Source organism: Bacterioplanes sanyensis, from assembly GCF_014652515.1.
Lineage (GTDB): Bacteria > Pseudomonadota > Gammaproteobacteria > Pseudomonadales > Oceanobacteraceae > Bacterioplanes > Bacterioplanes sanyensis.
Genome location: NZ_BMYY01000013.1, coordinates 1 through 21,390, shown reverse-complemented (window position 1 = coordinate 21,390; position 21,390 = coordinate 1). Strand labels below are relative to the sequence as shown.

Annotated in this window: 17 protein-coding genes; 14 read left to right on the top strand and 3 right to left on the bottom strand. The window is 52.6% G+C overall.

Annotation, left to right across the window (positions count from 1 at the left end; all coding sequences use genetic code 11):
- The first annotated feature begins 227 nt into the window (after positions 1–227).
- From IE090_RS15155 to IE090_RS15145, 3 genes are read left to right on the top strand one after another with little or no spacing between them, the layout of a single operon-like run.
- Positions 228–1,976 (top strand): type I secretion system permease/ATPase, encoded by a 1,749-nt coding sequence (locus tag IE090_RS15155; protein WP_189389625.1) that lies wholly within the window; start codon positions 228–230, stop codon positions 1,974–1,976.
- Positions 1,973–3,418, top strand: a complete 1,446-nt coding sequence (locus IE090_RS15150) for an HlyD family type I secretion periplasmic adaptor subunit (RefSeq protein WP_189389623.1) — start codon at positions 1,973–1,975, stop codon at positions 3,416–3,418. Before IE090_RS15155 ends, IE090_RS15150 begins: the two co-directional genes overlap by 4 nt.
- A gap of 3 nt (positions 3,419–3,421) precedes the next feature.
- Entirely contained in the window at positions 3,422–4,798 is a 1,377-nt protein-coding gene (locus IE090_RS15145) for a TolC family protein (protein WP_189389622.1), read from the top strand.
- 62 nt (positions 4,799–4,860) lie between these two features.
- On the opposite strand, the gene IE090_RS15140 is transcribed toward IE090_RS15145, so the two are convergent.
- Both IE090_RS15140 and IE090_RS15135 read right to left on the bottom strand, forming a co-directional pair.
- Positions 4,861–5,133: a DUF6447 family protein gene (locus IE090_RS15140; RefSeq protein WP_189389620.1), complete on the bottom strand. Its 273-nt coding sequence runs from the start codon at positions 5,131–5,133 to the stop codon at positions 4,861–4,863.
- A gap of 17 nt (positions 5,134–5,150) precedes the next feature.
- Positions 5,151–5,369, bottom strand: a complete 219-nt coding sequence (locus IE090_RS15135; protein ID WP_189389618.1) for a hypothetical protein — start codon at positions 5,367–5,369, stop codon at positions 5,151–5,153.
- A 268-nt stretch (positions 5,370–5,637) separates the two neighbouring features.
- On the opposite strand from IE090_RS15135, the gene IE090_RS15130 reads away from it, so the two are divergent.
- Positions 5,638–6,621: a GDP-mannose 4,6-dehydratase gene (locus IE090_RS15130; protein ID WP_189389616.1), complete on the top strand. Its 984-nt coding sequence runs from the start codon at positions 5,638–5,640 to the stop codon at positions 6,619–6,621.
- A 9-nt stretch (positions 6,622–6,630) separates the two neighbouring features.
- Entirely contained in the window at positions 6,631–7,614 is a 984-nt protein-coding gene (locus IE090_RS15125) for a GDP-mannose 4,6-dehydratase (RefSeq protein ID WP_189389614.1), read from the top strand.
- Positions 7,615–7,678: 64 nt separating this feature from the next.
- Here the strand turns inward: IE090_RS15125 and IE090_RS15120 are convergent, their stop codons facing one another.
- Entirely contained in the window at positions 7,679–9,202 is a 1,524-nt protein-coding gene (locus IE090_RS15120; RefSeq protein ID WP_189389612.1) for a glycosyltransferase family 4 protein, read from the bottom strand.
- 78 nt (positions 9,203–9,280) lie between these two features.
- Between IE090_RS15120 and IE090_RS15115 the strand changes: the two genes are divergently transcribed.
- From IE090_RS15115 to IE090_RS17965, 9 genes are all read left to right on the top strand, one after another.
- Entirely contained in the window at positions 9,281–10,060 is a 780-nt protein-coding gene (locus IE090_RS15115; protein ID WP_189389610.1) for an ABC transporter permease, read from the top strand.
- Positions 10,060–11,271, top strand: a complete 1,212-nt coding sequence (locus IE090_RS15110) for an ABC transporter ATP-binding protein (RefSeq protein ID WP_189389608.1) — start codon at positions 10,060–10,062, stop codon at positions 11,269–11,271. Before IE090_RS15115 ends, IE090_RS15110 begins: the two co-directional genes overlap by 1 nt.
- Positions 11,271–12,614, top strand: a complete 1,344-nt coding sequence (locus IE090_RS15105) for a class I SAM-dependent methyltransferase (RefSeq protein ID WP_189389606.1) — start codon at positions 11,271–11,273, stop codon at positions 12,612–12,614. The genes IE090_RS15110 and IE090_RS15105 overlap by 1 nt, the downstream gene beginning before the upstream one ends.
- Positions 12,611–13,642, top strand: a complete 1,032-nt coding sequence (locus tag IE090_RS15100) for a glycosyltransferase family 4 protein (protein ID WP_189389604.1) — start codon at positions 12,611–12,613, stop codon at positions 13,640–13,642. Before IE090_RS15105 ends, IE090_RS15100 begins: the two co-directional genes overlap by 4 nt.
- The gene (locus IE090_RS15095; protein ID WP_189389602.1) at positions 13,639–16,014 is read left to right on the top strand and encodes a glycosyltransferase family 4 protein; all 2,376 of its coding nucleotides are present in this window, start codon (positions 13,639–13,641) and stop codon (positions 16,012–16,014) included. Before IE090_RS15100 ends, IE090_RS15095 begins: the two co-directional genes overlap by 4 nt.
- 348 nt (positions 16,015–16,362) lie before the next feature.
- Entirely contained in the window at positions 16,363–19,467 is a 3,105-nt protein-coding gene (locus tag IE090_RS15090) for a beta strand repeat-containing protein (RefSeq protein ID WP_189389600.1), read from the top strand.
- A gap of 133 nt (positions 19,468–19,600) precedes the next feature.
- Entirely contained in the window at positions 19,601–20,230 is a 630-nt protein-coding gene (locus IE090_RS15085; RefSeq protein WP_189389598.1) for an Lcl C-terminal domain-containing protein, read from the top strand.
- 2 nt (positions 20,231–20,232) lie between these two features.
- Positions 20,233–21,033: a SapC family protein gene (locus tag IE090_RS15080; RefSeq protein WP_189389596.1), complete on the top strand. Its 801-nt coding sequence runs from the start codon at positions 20,233–20,235 to the stop codon at positions 21,031–21,033.
- A gap of 180 nt (positions 21,034–21,213) precedes the next feature.
- Positions 21,214–21,342 (top strand): hypothetical protein, encoded by a 129-nt coding sequence (locus IE090_RS17965; protein ID WP_268247126.1) that lies wholly within the window; start codon positions 21,214–21,216, stop codon positions 21,340–21,342.
- The last annotated feature ends 48 nt before the right edge of the window (positions 21,343–21,390 follow it).

The window sequence follows — 21,390 nt, the reverse complement described above, 5'->3', positions numbered from 1 at the left end:
GTATGGCTGCCTCGGCGCTGTGCGCACCCTGTGGCAAGCGCGTATTGGGGCGGCGTCACATTCGGGTGCGCTGTTTGACACTGATTCGCGGCGGGCCCTAGAATTTTTCGCCCTTCGTCCCCATTGACAACAACAATGTCGTAACAACGTCGTCGTCATCGGGCAGTGTTTGAGAGTTGTAGTCCACGCTGCCGCGACACCACATTACCCCGCAATTGGAAAACTCAATGCGCAAGCTTCCTCAAAAAGACGAACAGGAGCTAACCGAGCTGCAGAAAGCCCTCAAGGCTTGTAAAAGCGGCTTTATGTCAGCTTGGTTCTTGTCGTTGTTTATTAATTTGTTAATGCTGGTTCCTGCCGTTTATATGCTGCAGGTGTATGACCGTGCTTTGGGTAGCCGCAGTGTTGAAACACTGTCGATGTTGACCCTGGTACTGGTGGGTTTGTTTGTCTCTCTGGCGCTGTTGCAAGTCGCGCGCTCAACCATTTTGGTGCGGGTGGGCAACCAACTCGACCAGAGCATGAACCAAAAGCTGTTTGCTTCCATGTTTAAGCAATCGGTGAATGAGCCTGGCAAGCAAAGCGCCCAGCCCATTTCAGATATGACCTCGCTGCGTCAGTTTTTAACCGGCCAGGGTTTGTTCGCCTTCTTCGATGGCCCGTGGCTGCCGATATACATTGCCGTGCTGTTTATGTTCCACTTCTGGTATGGCGTTTTTTCGATTGTGGCGGTTTTGATACTGGTTGCACTCGCTGTTGCGAACGAAAAAGCCACCAAAGACTTACTCGCCGATGCCGGCCAGAAAAACGTGCAATCGACCCAATATGCCACCTCGGCGGTGCGCAACGCCGAAGTGGTCGCGGCCATGGGCATGGAAACTGGCCTGCGTAAAAAATGGCTGGAGCGCCACCTAAGCTTCTTGTCTTCTCAATCCGACGCCAGTGATCGTGCGGCGGTGTTGAGCAACGTCTCCAAAACCCTACGCATGTTGTTCCAGTCGCTGATTTTAGGTTTGGGTGGCTACTTGGCCATCATTCAAGAAATCACCCCAGGCATGCTGATTGCCGGCTCTATTTTGCTGGGCCGTGCTCTCGCACCGCTGGATTTGCTGATCGGCTCGTGGAAAGGCTTTGCCTCCGCGCGCCAAGCTTATGAGCGTTTGAATAAATTGTTTGTCGCTTACCCAACGCAAGAGCCGGGCATGCCATTGCCGCCGCCAGAAGGCCAGCTCAGTGCCGAAAGCCTGTTTGTAATTCCCCCCGGTGCTGCTGCCCCTGCATTGCGTGGTGTGAATTTCGCCATGGATAAAGGCGATATGCTGGCCGTGGTGGGCCCAAGTGCGGCGGGTAAATCGACGCTGGCACGGGCGCTGTTGGGGGTTTGGCCGTTGTCGAACGGCAAGGTGCGTTTAGACGGTGCCGACGTGCATCAGTGGAATAAAGCGGAGCTGGGGCCCTACATTGGCTACCTGCCGCAGGACATCGAGCTGTTTGACGGCACCATCAGCGAAAACATTTGCCGCTTTGGTGAAGTTGATCCACAGAAGGTAGTAGAAGCGGCCAAGTTGGCCGGCGTGCACGAGCTCATTTTGCGTTTACCGCAAGGCTACGACACGCAAATCACCAGTAGCGGTGGTGCCCTGTCTGGCGGTCAACGTCAGCGCATTGGTTTAGCGCGTGCGGTGTACGGTGAGCCCCGGTTGGTGGTGCTGGATGAGCCCAACTCCAATTTGGACGACCAAGGCGAAGCAGCCTTGCTGGAGGCGTTGGAGCGCTTGCGCGAGCAGCAAGTGACGGTGGTGCTGATTTCTCACCGCAAGCCGATTCTGAAACTGGTCAACAAAATGCTGGTGCTGTCGGAAGGCCAAGTCATGATGTTTGACGAACGTGACAACGTCATGCGCGCACTGCAAGAAGGCAAGTTAAATCTAGGTAATGCTGCCAAGCCTGCCTTAGCTGCCGGAGGTGCCAAATGAGCCAGCGTGATCCGCAACAGGAAAAAGACACAGCCATGAACGATCAGGGCAAAAATAGCGAATCTTCCGTCGTAGTGGGCGAAGATGGCGTCGTCCAAGGCGAATACGTGCGTGAAATGCCAGAAGTAGACGTCGCCGACGAACTCAATATCGAAACCGACCATAAAGGCCGCTCCAAGTTTGGCTGGTGGGTGGTCATCGCCACCTTCGTATTTTTTGGTGGCTGGGCGGCTTTGGCCAAATTAGACGGTGCTGCCATTGGCATCGGCCAGGTCGTGACTGACTCACAAAATCGCGTGGTACAGCACTTAGAAGGCGGCGTGATTGCGGAAGTATTAGTGGAAGACGGCGATATCGTCGAGCAAGGCGATTTGCTGCTGCGCTTATCCGATACCCGCGCCCGCTCTGAGCTGGAAATTGTTGAGTCACAACTGCGTGAAATCTGGGGTTCAGAAGCTCGCTTGCTGGCTGAACGTGCCGGCAGCGAAGCAGTGAGCTTTCCGCAAGAGCTGCAAGAGATCGCCGACCAGCCGGGCGTACAGGCCATTATTGAGGGCCAACGCCAAGTATTTGCAGCGCGGCGCGAATCGTACAAATCCAATATCGAGATTTTTCAAAAGCGTATTTCCGCGCTGCAAAAGCAAATCCGTGGCATGACCTCCATGCGCGACAACCTAGTAGGACGGATTCAATCCTATGAAGCGGAAGTCGAAGAATGGCAGGATTTGTACGAGCGCCAACTGGCCGACCGCATTCGCTTAAACGAAATGCGTCGCGAGCTGCTGCGCTTGCAAGGTGAGCGCGATTCATTGGAATCCGACATCGCCAAGGCCGAAGTTGAAATCAGCTCCACGCGTTCAGAAATGACGCTGAAAAAAGAAGAGTACATGGAGCAAGTCGTCACTCAGCTGCGTGAAGCGCAGCAGAAAAAAGCCGACTTAATGGCGCGTCGTATTTCTTTGGCCGATACCTTAGATCGCCTGGATATTCGCGCACCCGCACGAGGCGAAGTGGTGGGCTTTAAAACCCGCACTATTGGCGCTGTGATCAAACCCGGCGACACCATTATGGAAGTGGTGCCCAATGAGCAAGAGTTTGCTATTAAGGCACGCATTCAAGCCAACGACATCGACCGGGTGCACGCCGGCTTAATGGCAGATTTGCGTCTCTCGGCCTTTAACTTCCAAGCGGCGCATATTATTGAAGCCGAAGTATTACGCGTCTCGGCGGATGCCTTTACCGATGAAAAAACCGGCGAGCAATATTACGAAGCGCGCCTGCACGTGACGGAAAAAGGCCTGGCCACCATGAAAGAGCAAGACATGTACTTTGTGCCCGGCATGCCAGCCGAAGTCATGATTAAAACCGGTGAGCGCACCGTACTGCACTACCTGTTAGGGCCAGTGATTCGCATCTCAGAAAAAGCATTCCGGGAGGCATAAGCCATGCAATTTATTCGTCGCCCTGCGACTTGGCTAACTCTGGCAGCGGCGCTTAGTGCGCCGCTGGCTCAGGCCCAAACTCAGGCACAGCCCCAAGAACCTCAGGCACAGCCCCAAGCTCAGGCACAGCCCCAAGAACGAGCACAGCCACAAGCGCAAATGACGTTGCAGCAGGCCTACCAAGCCACTCTAGATTACAACGCCAAGCTGCAAGGCGAGCGTGCCCAAGTGCGGGCTGAGCGCGCCTCCGTGGATGAAGCTTGGGCAGGTGTAAAGCCACAGCTGGACGCTACGGCCAGTTATGGCCGAGCGCGCACCACCCAAGACTTTGCCCAAGGTGAGCTGTTTCAAATCGACACCTACGACCGCTACGACGTGTCGTTAAATCAGGTGCTGTACTCGCACAAAAATTTTACGGCCATCAGTCGTGCAAAACGCGCGGCGGAGCTGGCCGAGGAGCGGGCGTTGGGCACCGAGCATGAAGTTGCAGTAGAAGTTGTGCAAGCCTATGTGGAAATCATCAAAAATCAGCGTTTAAAGGACATACTGACGGCCGAAAAAGATAGCCACCTCTATCGCCTAGAGCAAATGGAAGAGATGCTCGGTCGAGGCCTTACCACTCTGGCACAAGTGCTAGATGCACGTGCGGAAGTTGACCAAATCCGTGCAAAACTGGTGGAAATTCGGAACAATCATAGTATCGCGCTGCAGCAGCTGTCACAGTTAACTGGTCGAGCCGTTGATGCCGTGGCACCGTTAAATGAAAATCGCTGGAAAGATATTCCACAATGGCTGCAGCGTGACTGGCTGAGTGCGGCATTGAGCCACTCAGCGCGGGTGAAAACAGCCGAAGCTGAGGTGGCTTTGGCCGATGCCAGTCACTCTTATGAGTCTGCTAATCATTACCCTGAGCTTTATATTAGCGGCCGCTATAGCGATAACGATACCGCCACCACCAGTTTGCGGGAAGAAGCCAAAATCGAGTTGCAGCTGCGCATTCCGCTGTATTCGGGCGGTGCTACCAGCGCTCGCAGTCGCGCGGCGGCAGAGCGTGAAGCTAAAGCTCTGGCCATGCTGGATTATTCCCGCCGCCAAGTGCGAACCGAAGTGCAGCGCTTAACCAGTCAGCTCGACGGTTTGCATGAGAGTATTGCTGCTTTGTACCAATCGCTGGCATCCAGTCAGGCGGCAGAAAATGCAGCGGAAGAAGGTTTTCGTGCAGGGGTGAGAAGTTTGGGCGAACTACTTGATGCGCAGCAACGACGTTCTCGAGTAGAGCAGGAGTTAGTAAGTTCTATTTATCAATGCAGTGAGATGTACGTAGAACTGTTGCGCCTCACTGGTGAGTTAAACGACGGAGCGCTAGCGGCACTGCAATAGCAGTGGTGAAGTTGTTCAGGTAAATGCCTGGTGCTCTCCCAGGCATTTGTTTTGAATGGCGATTAATGTCTTGTGCCTTTGACCACCACCAAAGCGTGCTTCAGGTTGTCGGCGTAAACAGCTCGCGCGGTGCGAGCAATCGTCAGCTCAGTTTCTAGCTCGGTAATTCGGGCTTCAGTCACACTGAGGTTGTTCAGCTGAACTTTGGCTGCATCGCTGAGTTCATTCAATGGGTAGCTCGTACCGTCAATTACTACCTGCTCTGCTGATTTGGCTTTGCTTTTCGGGCGTGACGCCGAGGTCTTCTTGGCGACTGGCTTCTTGTTTTCTGCCATGATGAATATTCCTGAAGTTAGGCTTGTTGTTTCTTGATTTCAACCTTGAGGCTGCTCAAGTAACGAGACTGTGCAGTTTTGGCCATGGCCAAGCGAGACTCCAGCTTGGCGATGAAGTCGCTGGTGAGAGCTGCTTGCTTTGCCAGGTTTTGTGCTTCGGTAGAGACTGAATCCAGCGAATATTGCTTGCCATCTAAGGTAAAAGTCTCTATGTCGGCCCCGGTTTTTTGATCCATATTTCAGTCCGATGCTCAGGTTGGTCAGATAAATGAGGGCCTAGATTATACAGATTGTTCGATACCTAGCCAGTTTCCACTTGGCATTTGCATAATCCTGAAGCACAGGCTTTGTGACTTTATGGCGCTTGGCATGCCGTCGTGCCAGGGCTGGGCCGGCCTTTAGTCAGCTGTACGCTGAGTTTACTGTTCACTAGAGCTAAATTTGCTATTCTAGCGCGCTTTGACTATGGCCAATGGCCCTTGATGAATTGGATTACAAAGAACTATGACAACGAAAAGCGCCTTAATTACCGGTGTCACCGGCCAGGACGGAGCCTACTTGGCTCAACTGTTACTTTCTAAAGGATACCGTGTTGTTGGCCTAGCACCGCGTCGCAGCGCTACCGACACTAGCCTAGCGCGCTTAGAGTGGCTGGGAATTGATAAAGACGTTGAGTTGATTGACGGTGATTTAACCGATTTATCCAGCGTGATTCGCGCTGTTCAGCACGCTGCTCCTGATGAAGTCTACAACCTGGGCGCTCAGTCGTTTGTTAAAACCTCTTGGGATCAGCCTTTGCTTACTGGGCAATCCACGGGCATTGGCGCTGCCAATGTATTAGAAGCCATTCGCATCGTTAAGCCAGAAGCGCGTTTCTATCAAGCCTCCACATCAGAGATGTACGGTCTGATTCAAGAGCCAAAGCAAAGCGAAAGCACGCCGTTTTACCCGCGCTCTCCTTATGCCGTGGCCAAGTTGTACGCCCACTGGATGACGGTCAACTATCGCGAAAGCTTTGATATGTATGCCTGTAGCGGCATCCTGTTTAACCACGAGTCGCCACTGCGAGGCCTTGAATTTGTGACGCGCAAGGTCACCGATGGTGTTGCTCGTATCAAACTGGGTCTGGAAAAAGAACTGCGTTTGGGCAATATCGACGCTAAGCGCGACTGGGGCCACGCCCGTGATTACGTTAAAGCCATGTGGTTGATGTTGCAGCAGGATGAAGCCGACGACTACGTTATCGCTACCGGTCGTACCACGACGGTGCGTGATATGTGTCGTATTGCGTTTGAGGCGGCTGAGTTGAATATGGACGAGCACTTGGTCATTGATCCGGCCTTCTTCCGTCCAGCTGAGGTAGAAATCTTGCTGGGTAATGCTGATAAAGCTAAAGCCAAGTTAGGTTGGGAGGCAGAAACCAGCCTCGAGCAAATGATCGAAGAAATGTACCAGGCGGACTACGACCGCTTAGCTGGCCAACGTTAAGGAACCGTCATGTCGTCACCGGTTATTTTAATCACCGGGGCTTCCGGTTTCGTCGGTCAGTATCTGCTACCAGCGCTGCGACAGCGCTGGCCTCAGGCACAACTCGAGGCTGCATGTTTGGCCTCTGAGTTGCCAGAATCCCTTGCCGATTGCCGTTGGCATCAATTGAATATCCTTGATGCGCAGGCTGTCGCGCGATGTGTCAATGAGCTTAAACCAGACCTCACCATTCATCTGGCCGCTCAGGCCAATGTTGGGCTGAGTTTTAGTCAGGCCGATCTTACTTGGCAGGTGAATCTGCAGGGCAGTCTGAATGTTTTTAACGCGTTGGCAACTTTGCCTGCCGCTGCCTTGTTGTATGTCAGCTCCTCCGATGTTTATGGCGGTAGCTTTCGTCTGGGGCGGCCGTTAACTGAGCAGGATGTGCTGCAGCCCTTGAATCCGTATGCCGCCAGTAAAGCGGCGGCAGATTTGGCAGCGGGCACATTGGCAGCCACTTCTGGCGTGCGCGTGGCGCGTGCGCGTCCGTTTAATCACAGCGGGCCAGGTCAGGCGCTGGGCTTTGTTTTGCCCGACTTTGCGGCGCAAATTGCGCAAATAGAAGCCGGGCAGTTAGCGGGGCTGAAAATAGGCAACTTACAGGCGGCGCGTGATTTTATGCATGTGCGTGATGTTGTGGCTGCCTATGTCGCCCTGGCGACAGAGTTGTTGACGCCTGATTCAGCATTGCAAAGTGGTGAGGCAATTAATATTGCCAGTGGCTCGGCGACCCCGGTACAGCAGGTATTAGATACTTTGCTGCAGCAGGCAAAGGTAGAGGTCGTGGTGGAAACCGACCCCACTCGTCTACGGGCCAGCGATATTCCTCTGGCGGCCGGTGATGCGACGCGATTGCGTGAGTTGACCGGTTGGCAACCTACTCTGGATTTGCAGCACATTGTTAACGATGTACTGCAGGATTGGCGTCAGCGAGCGACACTAAATAACGGCTAGCCGCCTTGAGTGCGAGGCCTAGGCTCAGCACTGGGCGAACTTTCGGGATTTCCTACGGCTGGCTTTATTTGGCCAGCTTTTCCACTTTGTCCATCAATTGCTGAGTGGCTTGCTGCCAGTTCAGCCAGTTGAAATCTTCTGGTACGCGCAGCGCATCGGGAATACCGTTATCTTCAAAGTTGGCGACCATCTGTGCCAGTGCTTGCTCGTCTTCTACTGGGAAATACGCTACGCGCTCGCCACCCACTTCGCGGTGAATCGGGATGTCGCTGGCCATCACCGGCAGGCCGTGGCCTAAGCTTTCGATAATCGGTAGTCCAAAGCCTTCCGCGTAAGATGGGAAAATCAACATATGGGCGTTTTCATAGCAGTATTGCAGCTCGGCATCGCTGAGGTTTTGCCAATGGAACAGGCGCTTGCCGTTTTCAGGATGGCGGCGAATGCGGGTTAGCAGTTTTTCGACTTTCCAGCCGGGTTTGCCAACAAACGCCAGGTTCACCTCGCGGCCTTGTTGCCACAATTGCTCAAAGGCGTTGAGTACCGTCTTGTGATTTTTGCGCGGCTCGATGGTGGAGACGATCAAATAGGTTGGGCGCTCCATTAGGTGTTGAGTAATGGCTCCACGAACTTCTTCGTCACTCTCTGTGTATTTGAAGTCAGTGCCAAGCCAGAAGTAGTCGAACTGCTCTGGTGTGAAGGCGTCAGACTTTTGTTGCTGTAGAAACTGCTGTACATCTTGGCGCACGGTGTCTGAGATGGCGACGAAGCCATCCACCATGCCGACGGAATCTTTAAACCAGCTGTTAAAGACTTTCACTAGGTGAGCGTCACAGAACTGCGGGTGAGTGATAGGAATCAGGTCATAGATCACCGCTACCACCTTGGCACCGTTATCGCGAATCGATTCAACGCTGGGCCAGATGTTGTTATGCCAGCTGGAGTCCAGTAGTAGCAAAATATCACCATCATTGACGACGCTGAACGAGTCATTCCCCGTGTGTTCTTTCTCCACACTGCTGTCTTCAGCGGGCTCGACACTCTGGTCGCTTGTATCGGCGCTATGGCTATGTACTTTTGTTGCAATGGCATCGCTTTGCGGGCGTGTGAGCAACGAGCGCACTGCTTTTACCGGAGCAACCACGCTGTTGTACACCAACCAGTTCAGGCCAAAGCGCTGTCTTGGAGCAAAAATAAAGTTGCGTGCGGCATCAGTATTGCCTGCTAACCCTAATAGAAAAGCCTGCGAGCCGCTGTAAACACCATACAAGTACGCCAGTACTTTGCGTTTAAGGCTTTCGGGGGCGGCGGCGTACGCTTGCAAACCATTGTCTTGTTCTTTTTGTGTGTCCGGCTCTTCGTCTTCTTGTTCAGCGGATTCGTATACCGGTGCTTTGGCTTTCGGGTACAGCTGATCTTCGGTGATAGATAAGAAGCGCCCGTGGCTGATGACAACGGGTTGGGCTTTATAGCCATGCTCCGGTGCAATGGTCTGGAGATGACGAACGGCCTGTCTGACTACGCGTTGAATGCCAGTGTTCAGCTCTACGTGCTCAATTAGCGAGCTGCAGTCAATGTACAGGGTTCTCATCGGGTGTCCTTTTCAAGGCAGGGGGGTGTGTTAGAATCCGCTGCCATTTTATAGCCCGTTTGGGAAGACGCAACCGCCATGAACCGCTCTCTGCTGCTGCAGTTTACCCGCCAAGACTTAATCGACCGCCATGCCGGCTCCAGCTTAGGAGCTTTGTGGACGTTGCTGCTGCCGTTGTCGCAGATTTTGATCTTCAGCCTGGTGTTCTCCAAAGTCATGGGGATGAAGCTGCAAGCCATGGGGATGGGGCCGGCCAGCGAGTACAGCTATAGCATTTACTTAATCGCTGGTTTGCTGCCTTGGCTGGCGTTTGCCAACACGGTTAATCGCTGTGTGGGTGTTTACCAAGAAAAAGCCAGCCTGATCAGTAAGGTGCAGTTGTCTCTGCTACGTTTGCCGCTCTATATCCCGCTGACAGAAAGTATTTTGTACCTGATTGGTATGGGATTTTTTGCCGCGTTTTTGCTAGTTATCGACTTTCCTTTTAATTGGACATGGTTGTGGCTACCGCTGCTGATGGCCATGGTCATGTTGCTGGCATTTACTTTAGGGCTGGCTGGTGCCGTGCTTAACGTATTTATTCGCGATACTCGAGAAGTAATCGGGCTGATTGTGCAAATTGCATTTTGGGCCACACCCATTGTGTATGTCGCCGATATGATCGACTCATCTTGGCACTGGCTGTTTGAGGGCAACCCCATGTTTCACTTGATCAGCGCCATTCGCTTGGTGTTGATTGAAGGACAGGCTCCGCCACTTATGCCGCTGTTGATTATTGCGCTCGGTAGCTTGGTGCTGTTGGCGTTGACACGCTATGTGGGCAAACGCCTTGAGCGCGATATTCGGGATTTTATTTGATGATTCGAGTCACAGAGTTACATAAAGGTTTTCGGCTGTATCAGAAACCGTCTGACCGTTTGCGAGAAATCATATTACGACGGCCTTATCACCGCCGCTTTGAGGCGTTAAAAGGTATTTCCTTTACCGTACCTGCTGGTCAAACCTTGGGTGTCATTGGCCAAAACGGTGCTGGCAAGTCGACCTTGCTGAAAATTCTCAGTGGTGTGTTGCTGCCGGATCAGGGCCAAGTTGATATGCAGGGGCGGGTGACGGGCTTGCTCGAATTGGGTACTGGTTTTGATGGCGCTTTGACTGGGCGGGCCAATATTCTTAACAATGGCTTGTTAATTGGCATGAGCGCCGAAGAAATTCGTCAGCATGAAGACAGCATTATTGAGTTTGCCGAGCTGGGGCGTTTTATTGATGAACCTTTGCGCACCTACTCTTCGGGTATGATGATGCGCTTGGGGTTTGCCATTGCCATTCATGCGAATCCGGCGTGCTTTTTGGTAGATGAGGCGTTGTCTGTCGGTGATGGCCATTTTCAGCAAAAGTGCATGAAGCGAATCCGTGAGTTTCGCGACCAGGGAGGCTCAATTATTTTTGTCTCCCACGATCTGAACGCCATCAAGCAAATTTGTGACCGAGCCATCGTGCTGGATGACGGCCATGTGGCATTTGACGGCGATACCGAAGGTGCAGTCAATACTTATAATCGCATTATGGCGCGCCTAGATGGTGACCCGGAGGCTGTGGCGGAGCAAGGTCAGCGCCATGAGTTTGGTAGCCGAGAAGCGGAAATTATAGATGCTCGCATTTTGGGTGAGCACGGTGTGGCCAAAAGCGTGGCGACAGGCGAACCTGTGCGTATCCAGGTCACGCTACAAGGCCACCAGCCAACGCAGTCTTTGTCCCTAGGCTTTATGATACGCGACCGCTTTGGTCAAGACATTTTCGGCACCAATAGTCATTATCTGGAGCATGATTTCGAACTGGCACCCGGCCAGCAACAGGTGTTGGAATTTGCGCTGCCCATGAACTTAGCCGCTGGAAAATACACCGTAACGCTGGCACTGCACAGCGAGCAGCATCATTTAGAGCACTGCTATCACTGGGTGGACAACCATATCCGCTTTGAAGTGGCCGGCTCACGCGTGCCTGCGTTTGCTGGTGTGGCAGCATTAACAACTACAATTAGCACCATCAGTACCGAAGGGAACGCAACATAATGACGACACAAGAGCTGCTGGATAAGCTGCTACTGGAATCACAAAAATTAAACCTCAATATTCTTGAGCGTGACCAGCCAAGTCCGGTGGCATTGGATGCCGAGCTGACCAGCGAGCTCAAACTGCCCATGCGTGATCGCTACGCCTTGGAAGAGCTGTTCAAATACGATGACGAAGAGTTTATCCGCAATGCATTTCGCGCAATTTTGCACCGTGAGCCAGATGTTAGTGGCCTGGAGTCTTGGACGCTAGAACTGCGTGCTTGTCAGGACAAAATCAAAATCATCGAAGCCTTATTGGCTACAGAAGAAGGTGCCCAGCACCAAATAGAAATTGACGGGCTAGAAGACTTTCGGCCAGCTCCTGCGAAGTTTTGGCAGCGCTTGCTGCCAAAGTTAGCAGTTAAGCTGGAGAGCAAACGCTATCGCCAGCAATACGAGCAATATGAACAACGCTCGCGTGCCATTCGTGCCGATGAAATCAATTTGGCCCTAAGCACCATTAGCGGCGTGCGCGATGCACTCATGACCATGCTGGATCAGATCAGCACTCATGGCTGGGGCAGCATCGCTCGCCTTCGCTCGCTGGAGCAGCGTGTGCGGGTGCTGGAGTCGCAGTCAATACCAGCGGCCAAACAAGCTAATGGAGCCCCAGCCGCCAGCGACGCCGAAATGGATGCTTTCTACTTAGCATTTGAAAATAAATACCGCGGCAGCTGGCATGAACTAAGAGCGCACTTGCATCATTATTTGCCCCTGTTGCCGGCCATCACACCGGAGGAGCAGGCCCGTGCGGTGGATTTGGGCTGTGGTCGCGGTGAGTGGCTGGAGTTGTTGCGTGAGCATCATTACTTGGTAGAGGGTGTCGACGCCAATCCCTTGATGCGCAATCACTGTGCCGACCTGGGCCTTCATGTTCATGAAGATGATTTGCTCGACTGGCTGCAGCAGCAAGAGGATAACACTTTTACTGTAGTCAGTGCCTTCCATTTGGTCGAGCACCTGCCCTTCGATGTATTGCTGAGAGTCGTTAGCGAGGCCTATCGTATTTTGCGCCCGCAAGGCGTGCTGATCTTAGAAACGCCGAACCCTGAAAATCTACTGGTGGCTAGCCACACTTTCTATCATGACCCAACACATCGCAACCCGGTCACACCAACCCTGTTGCAGTTTACAGCTGAATACCAAGGCTTTGATGAGGTTGAGCTGCATCGCTTTAATCCTTACCCCCAAGAAGCGCTATTGCCGGGTGATGATGACGCCAGCGCACGTATTAATGGCCACTTTTGTGGGCCGCAAGATTATGCCGTGGTTGCGCGCAAAGGTCAGGCAGTAACAGCGTGAAGGTTCTGATTGCAGCGAACCAGGTACCTTTTATTGCGGGTGGGGCAGACATTCTCACCCAGGGCTTGGTCACTGCCTGCCAGCAAGCTGGGCATCAAGTCGAGCTGCTGCGCCTGCCGTTTCAGTTTGCACCGCCTGCCAGTATTGATCATGCGATGAATTATTGTGCCGGGCTGGATCTTACTCAGCCCAATGGTCAGTCGGTGGATCGGCTGATTTCGCTGCAGTTTCCTTTGTACGGCTGCCAGCACCCGGATCATCGCGTGTGGCTGATGCATCAACATCGGGGGGCCTACGACTTGCTCAGTGAGCAGGCCAGCGCTGAGGAGCATGGTTTGGCAGAGCGCATTCAGCGCTTTGACCAGCAAGCGCTGACTCAGGTGCGAGCACGTTACACCATTGCCGCCAACGTCAGCCGCCGCTTGCAGCACTACAACGGCATCGATTCACAGCCCTTGTATCATCCACCGGCGCTGGAATCTCACTTTTATCGTGCCGATGCCTTGGATTATGTGTTTTTCCCCAGTCGCGTCGAAACACTCAAGCGCCAATGGCTATTAATAGAAGCGGCACAGTATCTACGCTCACCGTTGCGTATTTTAATTGCAGGCGATGGCGGCCAGCTGCCGGCGTGTCGCGAGCAAATTGAGCGCTTAGGGGTGGGGGAGCGCATTGAACTGATGGGGCGTATTAGCGATGAGCTGAAAATCGCCACCTATGCCCACGCCTTAGGCGTTTTTTATGGCCCACAAGATGAAGACTTGGGGTACATCACCTTGGAGGCCATGTTGGCGAGCAAGCCGGTAGTCACCTGCACGGATTCCGGTGGCCCGCTGGAGTTTGTAGAGCACCAGCATACAGGCTTGGTAGTGGAGCCTAAACCACAAGCCGTTGCAGCGGCATTGGACGAGCTGTGGTATGACCGTGCTCGTGCCCAACGAATGGGGAGAGCGGGTTTGGAGCGTTACCGTTCGTTGCAGTTGAGTTGGAATAGCGTCGTCAATACCCTATTGCAGGATCTGGCATGAGTTTAAGCATTGCCCTTGTCGCACCCAGTCCGGTGCCTTACACCCCAGGTGGCGCAGAAAATTTATGGCATGGCCTGCAGCAGGCTATTCAAGAGTACACATCACATCGGGTAGAAATGATTAAGCTGCCCAGTGCAGAAAAAACCTTCAGTCAATTATTGGCCAGCTATCGCGCCTTTAGTGAGCTGGATTTAACGCATTTTGATGTGGTCATCAGTGGCAAATACCCGGCCTGGATGGTCGATCACCCACATCATGTGTGCTACATGCTGCACAAGTTACGCGGTTTATACGACACCTACGGGCGCACCGACCTGCCGACAGAGCTACCGCCATTGCCGGCATTGTTGCAACCCTTGCATGCCCTGCTGGCCGCTCAGCCGCAACGTAGCTTGCTTGAGCCACTGTTTGATTTGTGCGAACAGGGTTTGCAGCGCTACCCACACTTATTTGCATTTCCTGGGCCGCTTACCCGCGCTGTTATTCATAAACTCGATGCCATCGCTCAGCGCCCAGGAGCGATAAAACATTACGCTGCCATCTCAGGTACGGTCGCCAGTCGCGAGGGGTATTTCCCGTCGGGTGCGAATGTGCGTGTGATCCACCCGCCGGTCAGTGGCAAGCAGCCCAAGCCGGGGCGGGGGCGGTACGTGTTTACCGCCAGTCGTATTGATGAACCCAAACGCTTAGATTTATTAGTGCAGGCGTATCAGCAAGTACCGGGTAATGTGCCATTTAAAATTGCTGGCACGGGCCCACAGCTGCAGCGCTTGCAGCAACAAACGAAGAATGACCCACGTATTCAATGGCTGGGGCACATTAATGAGGTTGAGTTACAGCGTTGTTACAGCGAGGCTTTGTTTGTTCCTTTTGTGCCTGATGATGAGGACTACGGCTTAATTACCCTGGAGGCAATGCATGCTGGCAAAGCGGTATTAACCACCCGCGATGCTGGAGGTGTCACCGAGCTGGTAGAGGACGGCGTTAATGGTCGTATCTGCGAGCCAATGCCGCAGGCATTGGCTGAGGTTATGGACAGTTGGTTGCAGCGGCCACAGTTATGTCGTCAGCTGGGGCGTGTGAGTAAGCAACGCGCTCAACACATCAATTGGCCCGGAGCGGTGCAACAGTTACTTCATTGCAGTGAGCTGATGCTTGCGCCTCCCTCGGTTCGGGCGGATAAAACACCGCATATTGTTGTTGCTGCCACTTTGCCGGCTTGGCCTGTGCAGGGCGGTGGGCAATCGCGTTTGTATCATTTATATCGTGAAGTCGCGCGGCATTGCCCGGTCACCTTGGTGGCATTGGGCGAAGACAGTCGTGATGAATGGTTAGCACCTGGCTTTCGGCAAATTGTGCGGCCCTATAGCGACAGTCAGCACCGCATCAGCGGCGGTGTGTATAACGCCACGGGTGCAGAAATCAGCGACGTTTTGGCACACATAACTGCCACCAGTAATTTAAATTACATGCATGCACTGCAACGTTGTTGCGCCGCGGCCTCTTTGGTGGTGGTCAGTCACCCTTATTTGCATCGTGCGGTGCGAGCTGTGTGGCAGGGGCCTTTGGTGTATGAAGCGCAAGACGTCGAATACGATGTAAAAACGCCAGCACTGAACAAAACCCCGCAAAGCCGCCATTTATTGCAGCGCATCTACGAGCTAGAAAAACATTGCCTACAAGACAGCCGCGCCGTGTTGGTCTGTGCCGATACCGATGCCCAGCGTTTGCAACAACTTTACTCAACGCCCGTCGCCACCTTGGTGGTGCCCAATGGCACCGACTGCAGTGCGTTACCGTTTGTTGATTTGCAACAGCGCTATCAGCGTTTGCGGCAACTGGGCATAAAAAACGATGTGGTGTTGTTTATGGGGAGCCGTCACCCACCTAATGTGGAAGCCGCCCAGCAAATCATGTTGATGGCCGAGCAATTGCCAAAATTCGAATTTTGGCTGATGGGCAGTGTCTGCTCTCACCCAAGTTTTTTGTCAGTACCAAGTAATGTTCGCTTGCTCGGTATGGTTGATGAAGGCGTGCGCCGACAAGTATTAGCCACCGCGACCCTAGCATTAAACCCAATGCTCAGCGGCTCCGGCACTAACTTAAAAATGCTCGATTACACCGCCTCTGGTTTAAATGTGATCAGCACTCCGTTTGGCCTGCGCGGGTTAAATTTTGCCGATTCACAAGATTTAATCATTGCTGACATTGATGATTTTTCGCGCAAAATTGCCGATTTTTTGCACTGGCCAATATCGCAGCGCCAGCGTTTGGCCCAGAGCGCAAGGGCCTCTACAGAAAATCTTTACGATTGGTCGGTCTGTGCTCAGCCCTTTGTGCAATGCCTCACAGAGCTTGAGCTGGCGCAGTAAACGGCGCAGTTTTGCAGTTGACGTACACCGCCGCTGGTGGCATTGTCGTTGCCGATTCTGGGTGAGGTGACTTTGTTGTCATCTATGTTCATCCGCAGGGAGTGTCTCCTGATGAGCACAGTCCCCGGTAACCCCTCGCCGGCAGAGCCCGGGGAGTAAGGCTGTTGTGGAGTATGGATTTCTTTACAACCCTTATTGCTTGTGCCTAGAATTCGCTGCGTTGCAGTAGGAACCCTGCACCTACCGTCGGGGTTTTGGGCAGATCATCATGCATGAAGTGGTTTGGTTCGAAACCTCAGCGTGTAATAAATTGATCAATTTATTAGCAAAGCTAATGGAGAAAGACAGATGGCTTTAAGTCAGTTCAGTTTGAACGAACAACACATCATTCGCGCTTTCCTGCTTCAGGAAGGTCGTTTGCCAACTCAAGCAGAATTGAATTCTGCGTTTGAAAAGACCAGCGCATCTGCTGGCTTGGAAAACACTGGTATCACTATTCCAACGACCCAAGAGCAAAGTAACAGCCAGTTCGCTTTGGCTATGTATGCAGCTGTGGGTGTTGATAACCCAGACAGCCAAGGTCTGCAGTTCTGGAGCTCTCAAGTTCAGGAAAACCGTGCAGAAGCGCTGATCAACTTCCAGTTCGCTGCTAAAGACAGCATCGACAGCACCTTTGCTGACGAGCTGGCAGACATCGATGCATCATTGACGCCAACCAATACCGAGTTTGCTGATGACACTGATGGTGGCACTGATCCTGGTACCGGTACTCCAGATGCGGTAACCACCGACTACGTCTTCAATACCACTGCTGCAAACCCATATGATGACGGTGCAGCAGGTGAAGAGTCTGACGATCCTATGAGCGGTCGTGAAGATCTGTGGATTGATACTGACGGTGATGGAGAGCCTGACGCCCTGATTGATCCAGATCAAGTTGCTCAGACTCAAAAAGAGTCTAACTCTCACTACATCTTTAACCTGGGTAAAGATGCCATTGACCTGAACGTGCCTGTGACGACCGCAGACTACACCTTTAAGCTGTACAACCAGCTGGGTGAAGATCAGGTTTACGAAGCGTACTTCTTGTCTCCATTGTTCGAGCCTGCAGGTGCTGTGGCCGATGGTTCGCGCGTTACTATTAATGTATACGACCACTTTGCGACTGCCAACGACGAAGACCTGACGCTGGAAAACTCTCGTACTGACGTTATTGCTTTTCGTTTGAACGGTGAGCGTTACGCAATTGTACGTGATCAGAACACTGCTGACGGTCAAGCAGATGGCACCACTTCAGTGGTTGTTGCTGAGCTGGGCACTGCGACTACTTACGACGCATTGCTGGCTGCGATTCAAACGGGTCTGAGTCAGTTGAACCTGGGTGTGACTGCTGAGCTGTCTAACACTACCGGCAGCACTGACCAGCGCGACTCAAATAACCAATCAACCGGTGAAGACGTTATCTACCGCCCAATCGTGCTGACTGCAGCCACTGGCGAACTGGATAACCCACTGGCTTCTGGTACCACTCCAGGTAACCAGTCTGGTAACGGTTATAACGCGTTCTACGGTTCTGCGGTCATTGAAGGCCAAGGTGGCGTTATCAGCACCAACATCGAATTGATGAATGCTGGCTACGGCTCTCTGGGTGGCTCTTTGAACATTGCTGGTCAGTCTGGTTCTGACCGTGGTGTTGACGTGTTCAACATCGAAGTTAAGAAAGGCAACTGGAACCTGGGTTCTGCGTTGGCTGATATTTCTTCAAGCCCTCTGCGCGATCCAGGCGACGAGCTGAAAGTTATCAACGTGACTGGCGATGCGCCTTACTTCACTGTTGCAAACCTGGACGACGTACGTGAGTTCAATGCTTCAGCGTTCACTGGTAACGTCACCTTGTCTGATGTTGACGTAACTGCTGACGTTGTTGCACGTGACCTGAACCTGACCGACCAAGGTAACAACCACACAGGTGACAACCTAGAAGTGGACTACACCTTCGGTTCAGGTAACGACACTTTGAACATCGAAATTGACAATGCGCTGGTTGAGCGTGAAGACACCTCTACCGACATAAACATGGGCAACGGTACCAACGTTCTGAGCTTCTTGGGCGAAGCTGACGCAGAAGCGGTAGACAACGGCTCTGTGTCTCAGAACCTGTCTGCTGGTACTGGCCGTGACGTGTTCACTATCCGTGAAACCTCTTTGGTAACGGCAGAAACCAACAGCGGCAACGACACCATCTACTTCGAAGTGGCTGGCAGTGGTGATGTCGGTCAATTCGAAATCGGTACTGGCTTGGCTGGTGGCGCTGGTGCAGAAGATGACTTCTATGCGCCATTCGCAGCCTTCGGTGCGACAGTTACGGTTTCTTTCGCAGGCTTCACTGCGACGGTTGCTCTGCCAACTAACGCTGGCTTCCTGTCAAACCAGTTCTACATCAACCAAGCTGTGAAAGAAGCGATCCAAAGCGACCGCGTTCTGGCTGACTTGTTGACTGTGGCTGACGGTGAAAACGGTCGCTTGAACATCACCTCTAAGGTTGATGGCGTCAACAACATGACCATCACTATGTTCCAGCCTGAGCTGATTGATGCAGGTACTCCAACAGCCACTCAAGCGCTGGTAACCAGCTCTCAGTTGGCGATTTTGGAAGACACACTGGGTGACTCTACGCTGGATCTGGCGGGTGTTGATGCAGCTCTGGGTGGCGGTGCAGGCGCACAGACCCTGGACGTGCTGACCACTGCTGACTCCACTGGTGGTGCATCGGTTGCGACCGTAGAGAACAATTCTACTGTGGTAATGGGCGGCAGCGATGACTTGGTTGTGTTGAACTCGGATGTTGATTCTGCGCAAACCATCGTCTTCTCTGGTACCTTCACCAAGCAAAACATCGTTAACTTCAGCGATGATGACTCAGGTCTTGTTGGAACCATCGGTGATCACGTACTCGACTTCACTGCGTACCTGACTGAAACCACCAGCCCAAGCGGTTCAACTGCGTCTAGCACGCGTGTTGCGACCAGCCTGGAAACTGGCAATACCTTCACTGCGTTTGGCGGTGTTGACGGTGATGGCAACGCTACAGACGGTTCTAACGTGGTGAGCATGGTGGACTTTGCTGCTGTGAGCACTGCAGCAGATGCGCTGGCGTTCTGGACTGACGGCACCAACACCTTTGCAGACATGGGCGGCCTGAGCGACTCTCAGCTGAACCAAGTGCTGAACGCATACTTCGACACCACCAACTTGGACGGTGCAACCTCCGACAACGTTATTATGATCGAAGATGCCGCTGGCAACGCCGGTGAGTACTTGGTAATCACTGCGACTACTGGTGCAACTCATACAGTTGCTGCTGACGGTTTCGAGAATGCTGACTTGGTTGGCACCATCGACTTCGGTGTAGACGTAGAAACTGCTGGCTTCGTACTGGCTAACCTGGCATAAGCCTGATTAGCTAGCACTCGTTGCTACAGAAAACCCTTACACCTTCGGGTGTAAGGGTTTTTTCATTTCTGGCCTGAGCTATTGGCAAGATTGTGGCCCTTAGCTATGCTCAGCGCTTTTGATGGAGGCATATATGCGTAACACTCTATGGATGCTTGCCAGCCTGGCTTTGTTGGGTTGTGGTGGCAGCAGCGGCGGCGGTAGTGATGACGACGGCATTCCGCCTTTGCCAGAGCCCTCTGGCGCGTTACAAGAAGGGCGTTATCAACCGTTGGGAGATGATCAGGCGATTTTACTGGACACCTACACCCAGTTGGCCTGGCAACGTTGCCCACAAGGCATGAATTGGAATAAGGCAACGCTTCAGTGTGATGGCGCCGCTAACAGTTACAGCTGGAACGATGCTGTAGCGATTGAGTTGGAAGGCTTTCGTTTGCCGACGGTGGATGAGTTAGCTTCTCTGGTGTATTGCAGCGATAGTCACCAAGCTGCGGCAGATATTGGCACTAATATATTGGGTGCCGGCTGCAGTGAGCAGGCGCAGTCGCCAATGATAAAAAGTGCTCAGTTTCCTGCGATTACTCAGCGTACCTATTGGACGCGCTCAGCCAGCTTAAGCAATAGCGCTAGTAAGCTGGGAATCAACTTTGCCTTTGGTCGTGTCAGTGATTTTAATGCCGTAGACGCCAGTTATCCGGTGTTGTTGGTGCGCGACGCCAGCCAAGAAATCAGTGACGAGGTGAGTCAAGGGCAGGGGTCTTAAGCGTGTCAAACTATCAGATGTTGGATCGTAACCAGCATAAGCAATGTGGTATCGGACCGGCGAACGTATTGTTCGCCGCTCAGCAATCCATGGTGCCGGTCAGCCGCCAAGAATTGCACCAAGTACTACCCGTGATGCCGATGGCATTTTACCCTCTACTGGAGGATGAAACGCCATCACTGGTGGCCTTGCAGTCATTGCAGCCTGGAAATAACTGGTTTGTTTCACCGGATGGCCGCTGGATGGGAGCGTATCGTCCGGCAGCTTACCGAACTCATCCGTTTCGTTTAGCGCGCGATCAACAGAGAGATGGGTTAGTGTTATGCGTTGATGATGAATCACCTGCTTTTCGTCACCACGTGGGGGCAGAAGATAAACCGCTATTTGATGAGTCTGGTGAGCCGTCAGAGTTTACCAAAAACGTGGTGGAGTTCTTGCGGCAAGTGGAATCGGATCGTCAGATGACGCGCGCGTTGGTTTTGCAACTTGAAGAAATGGATCTTCTAGTGCCTTGGAAGTTAATGGCACAAGCGGAATCTGGGCGTAAAGATACGATTTTCCCGGGCCTGTTGCACGTTGATGAATCGGCATTGAGACAGCTGCCCGGTGATAAGTTAGAGTTGCTGTCGAAAAGCGGTGCATTGATGTTGGCTCAGGCCCAGCTGATGTCAGAACATCGACTGGATTCTTTGCAACGTTTGCATCAATTGCATCTGCGTATTCGCGAGCAAGTGAAGAAGACGGACAACCTAGACTTGGATCAACTGTTTGGCGATGATGACGACGGTAACTTATCGTTTTAACGAAAACCGGGCATCGCCCGGTTTTTACTATTACAAAGCCTTTTTCTAGGATAATTTTTAAAATATCTTCTGCGGGTTAATTTCTTTCTATTGTTGAAGTTGTTTGTAAATGGATTTTTTCACGATAATACTCCGATATATTTCCTGAAGATTCTGATGCATAGAAAGGGAATATATTTAATGAGCATTCGGCATTTTACTCAGGAAGAGCAGCACATTATTCGTGCTTTTTTAGTGCTACAACAACGTCTGCCCACGCAGCAGGAGCTGCAAACGGCGAGTGTAGAAAATAGCCTAGGGCACCTCTGAAAAATACCCCAAAATAGGCGATAATCCATCTTCCAGTTAGCAAGGGCA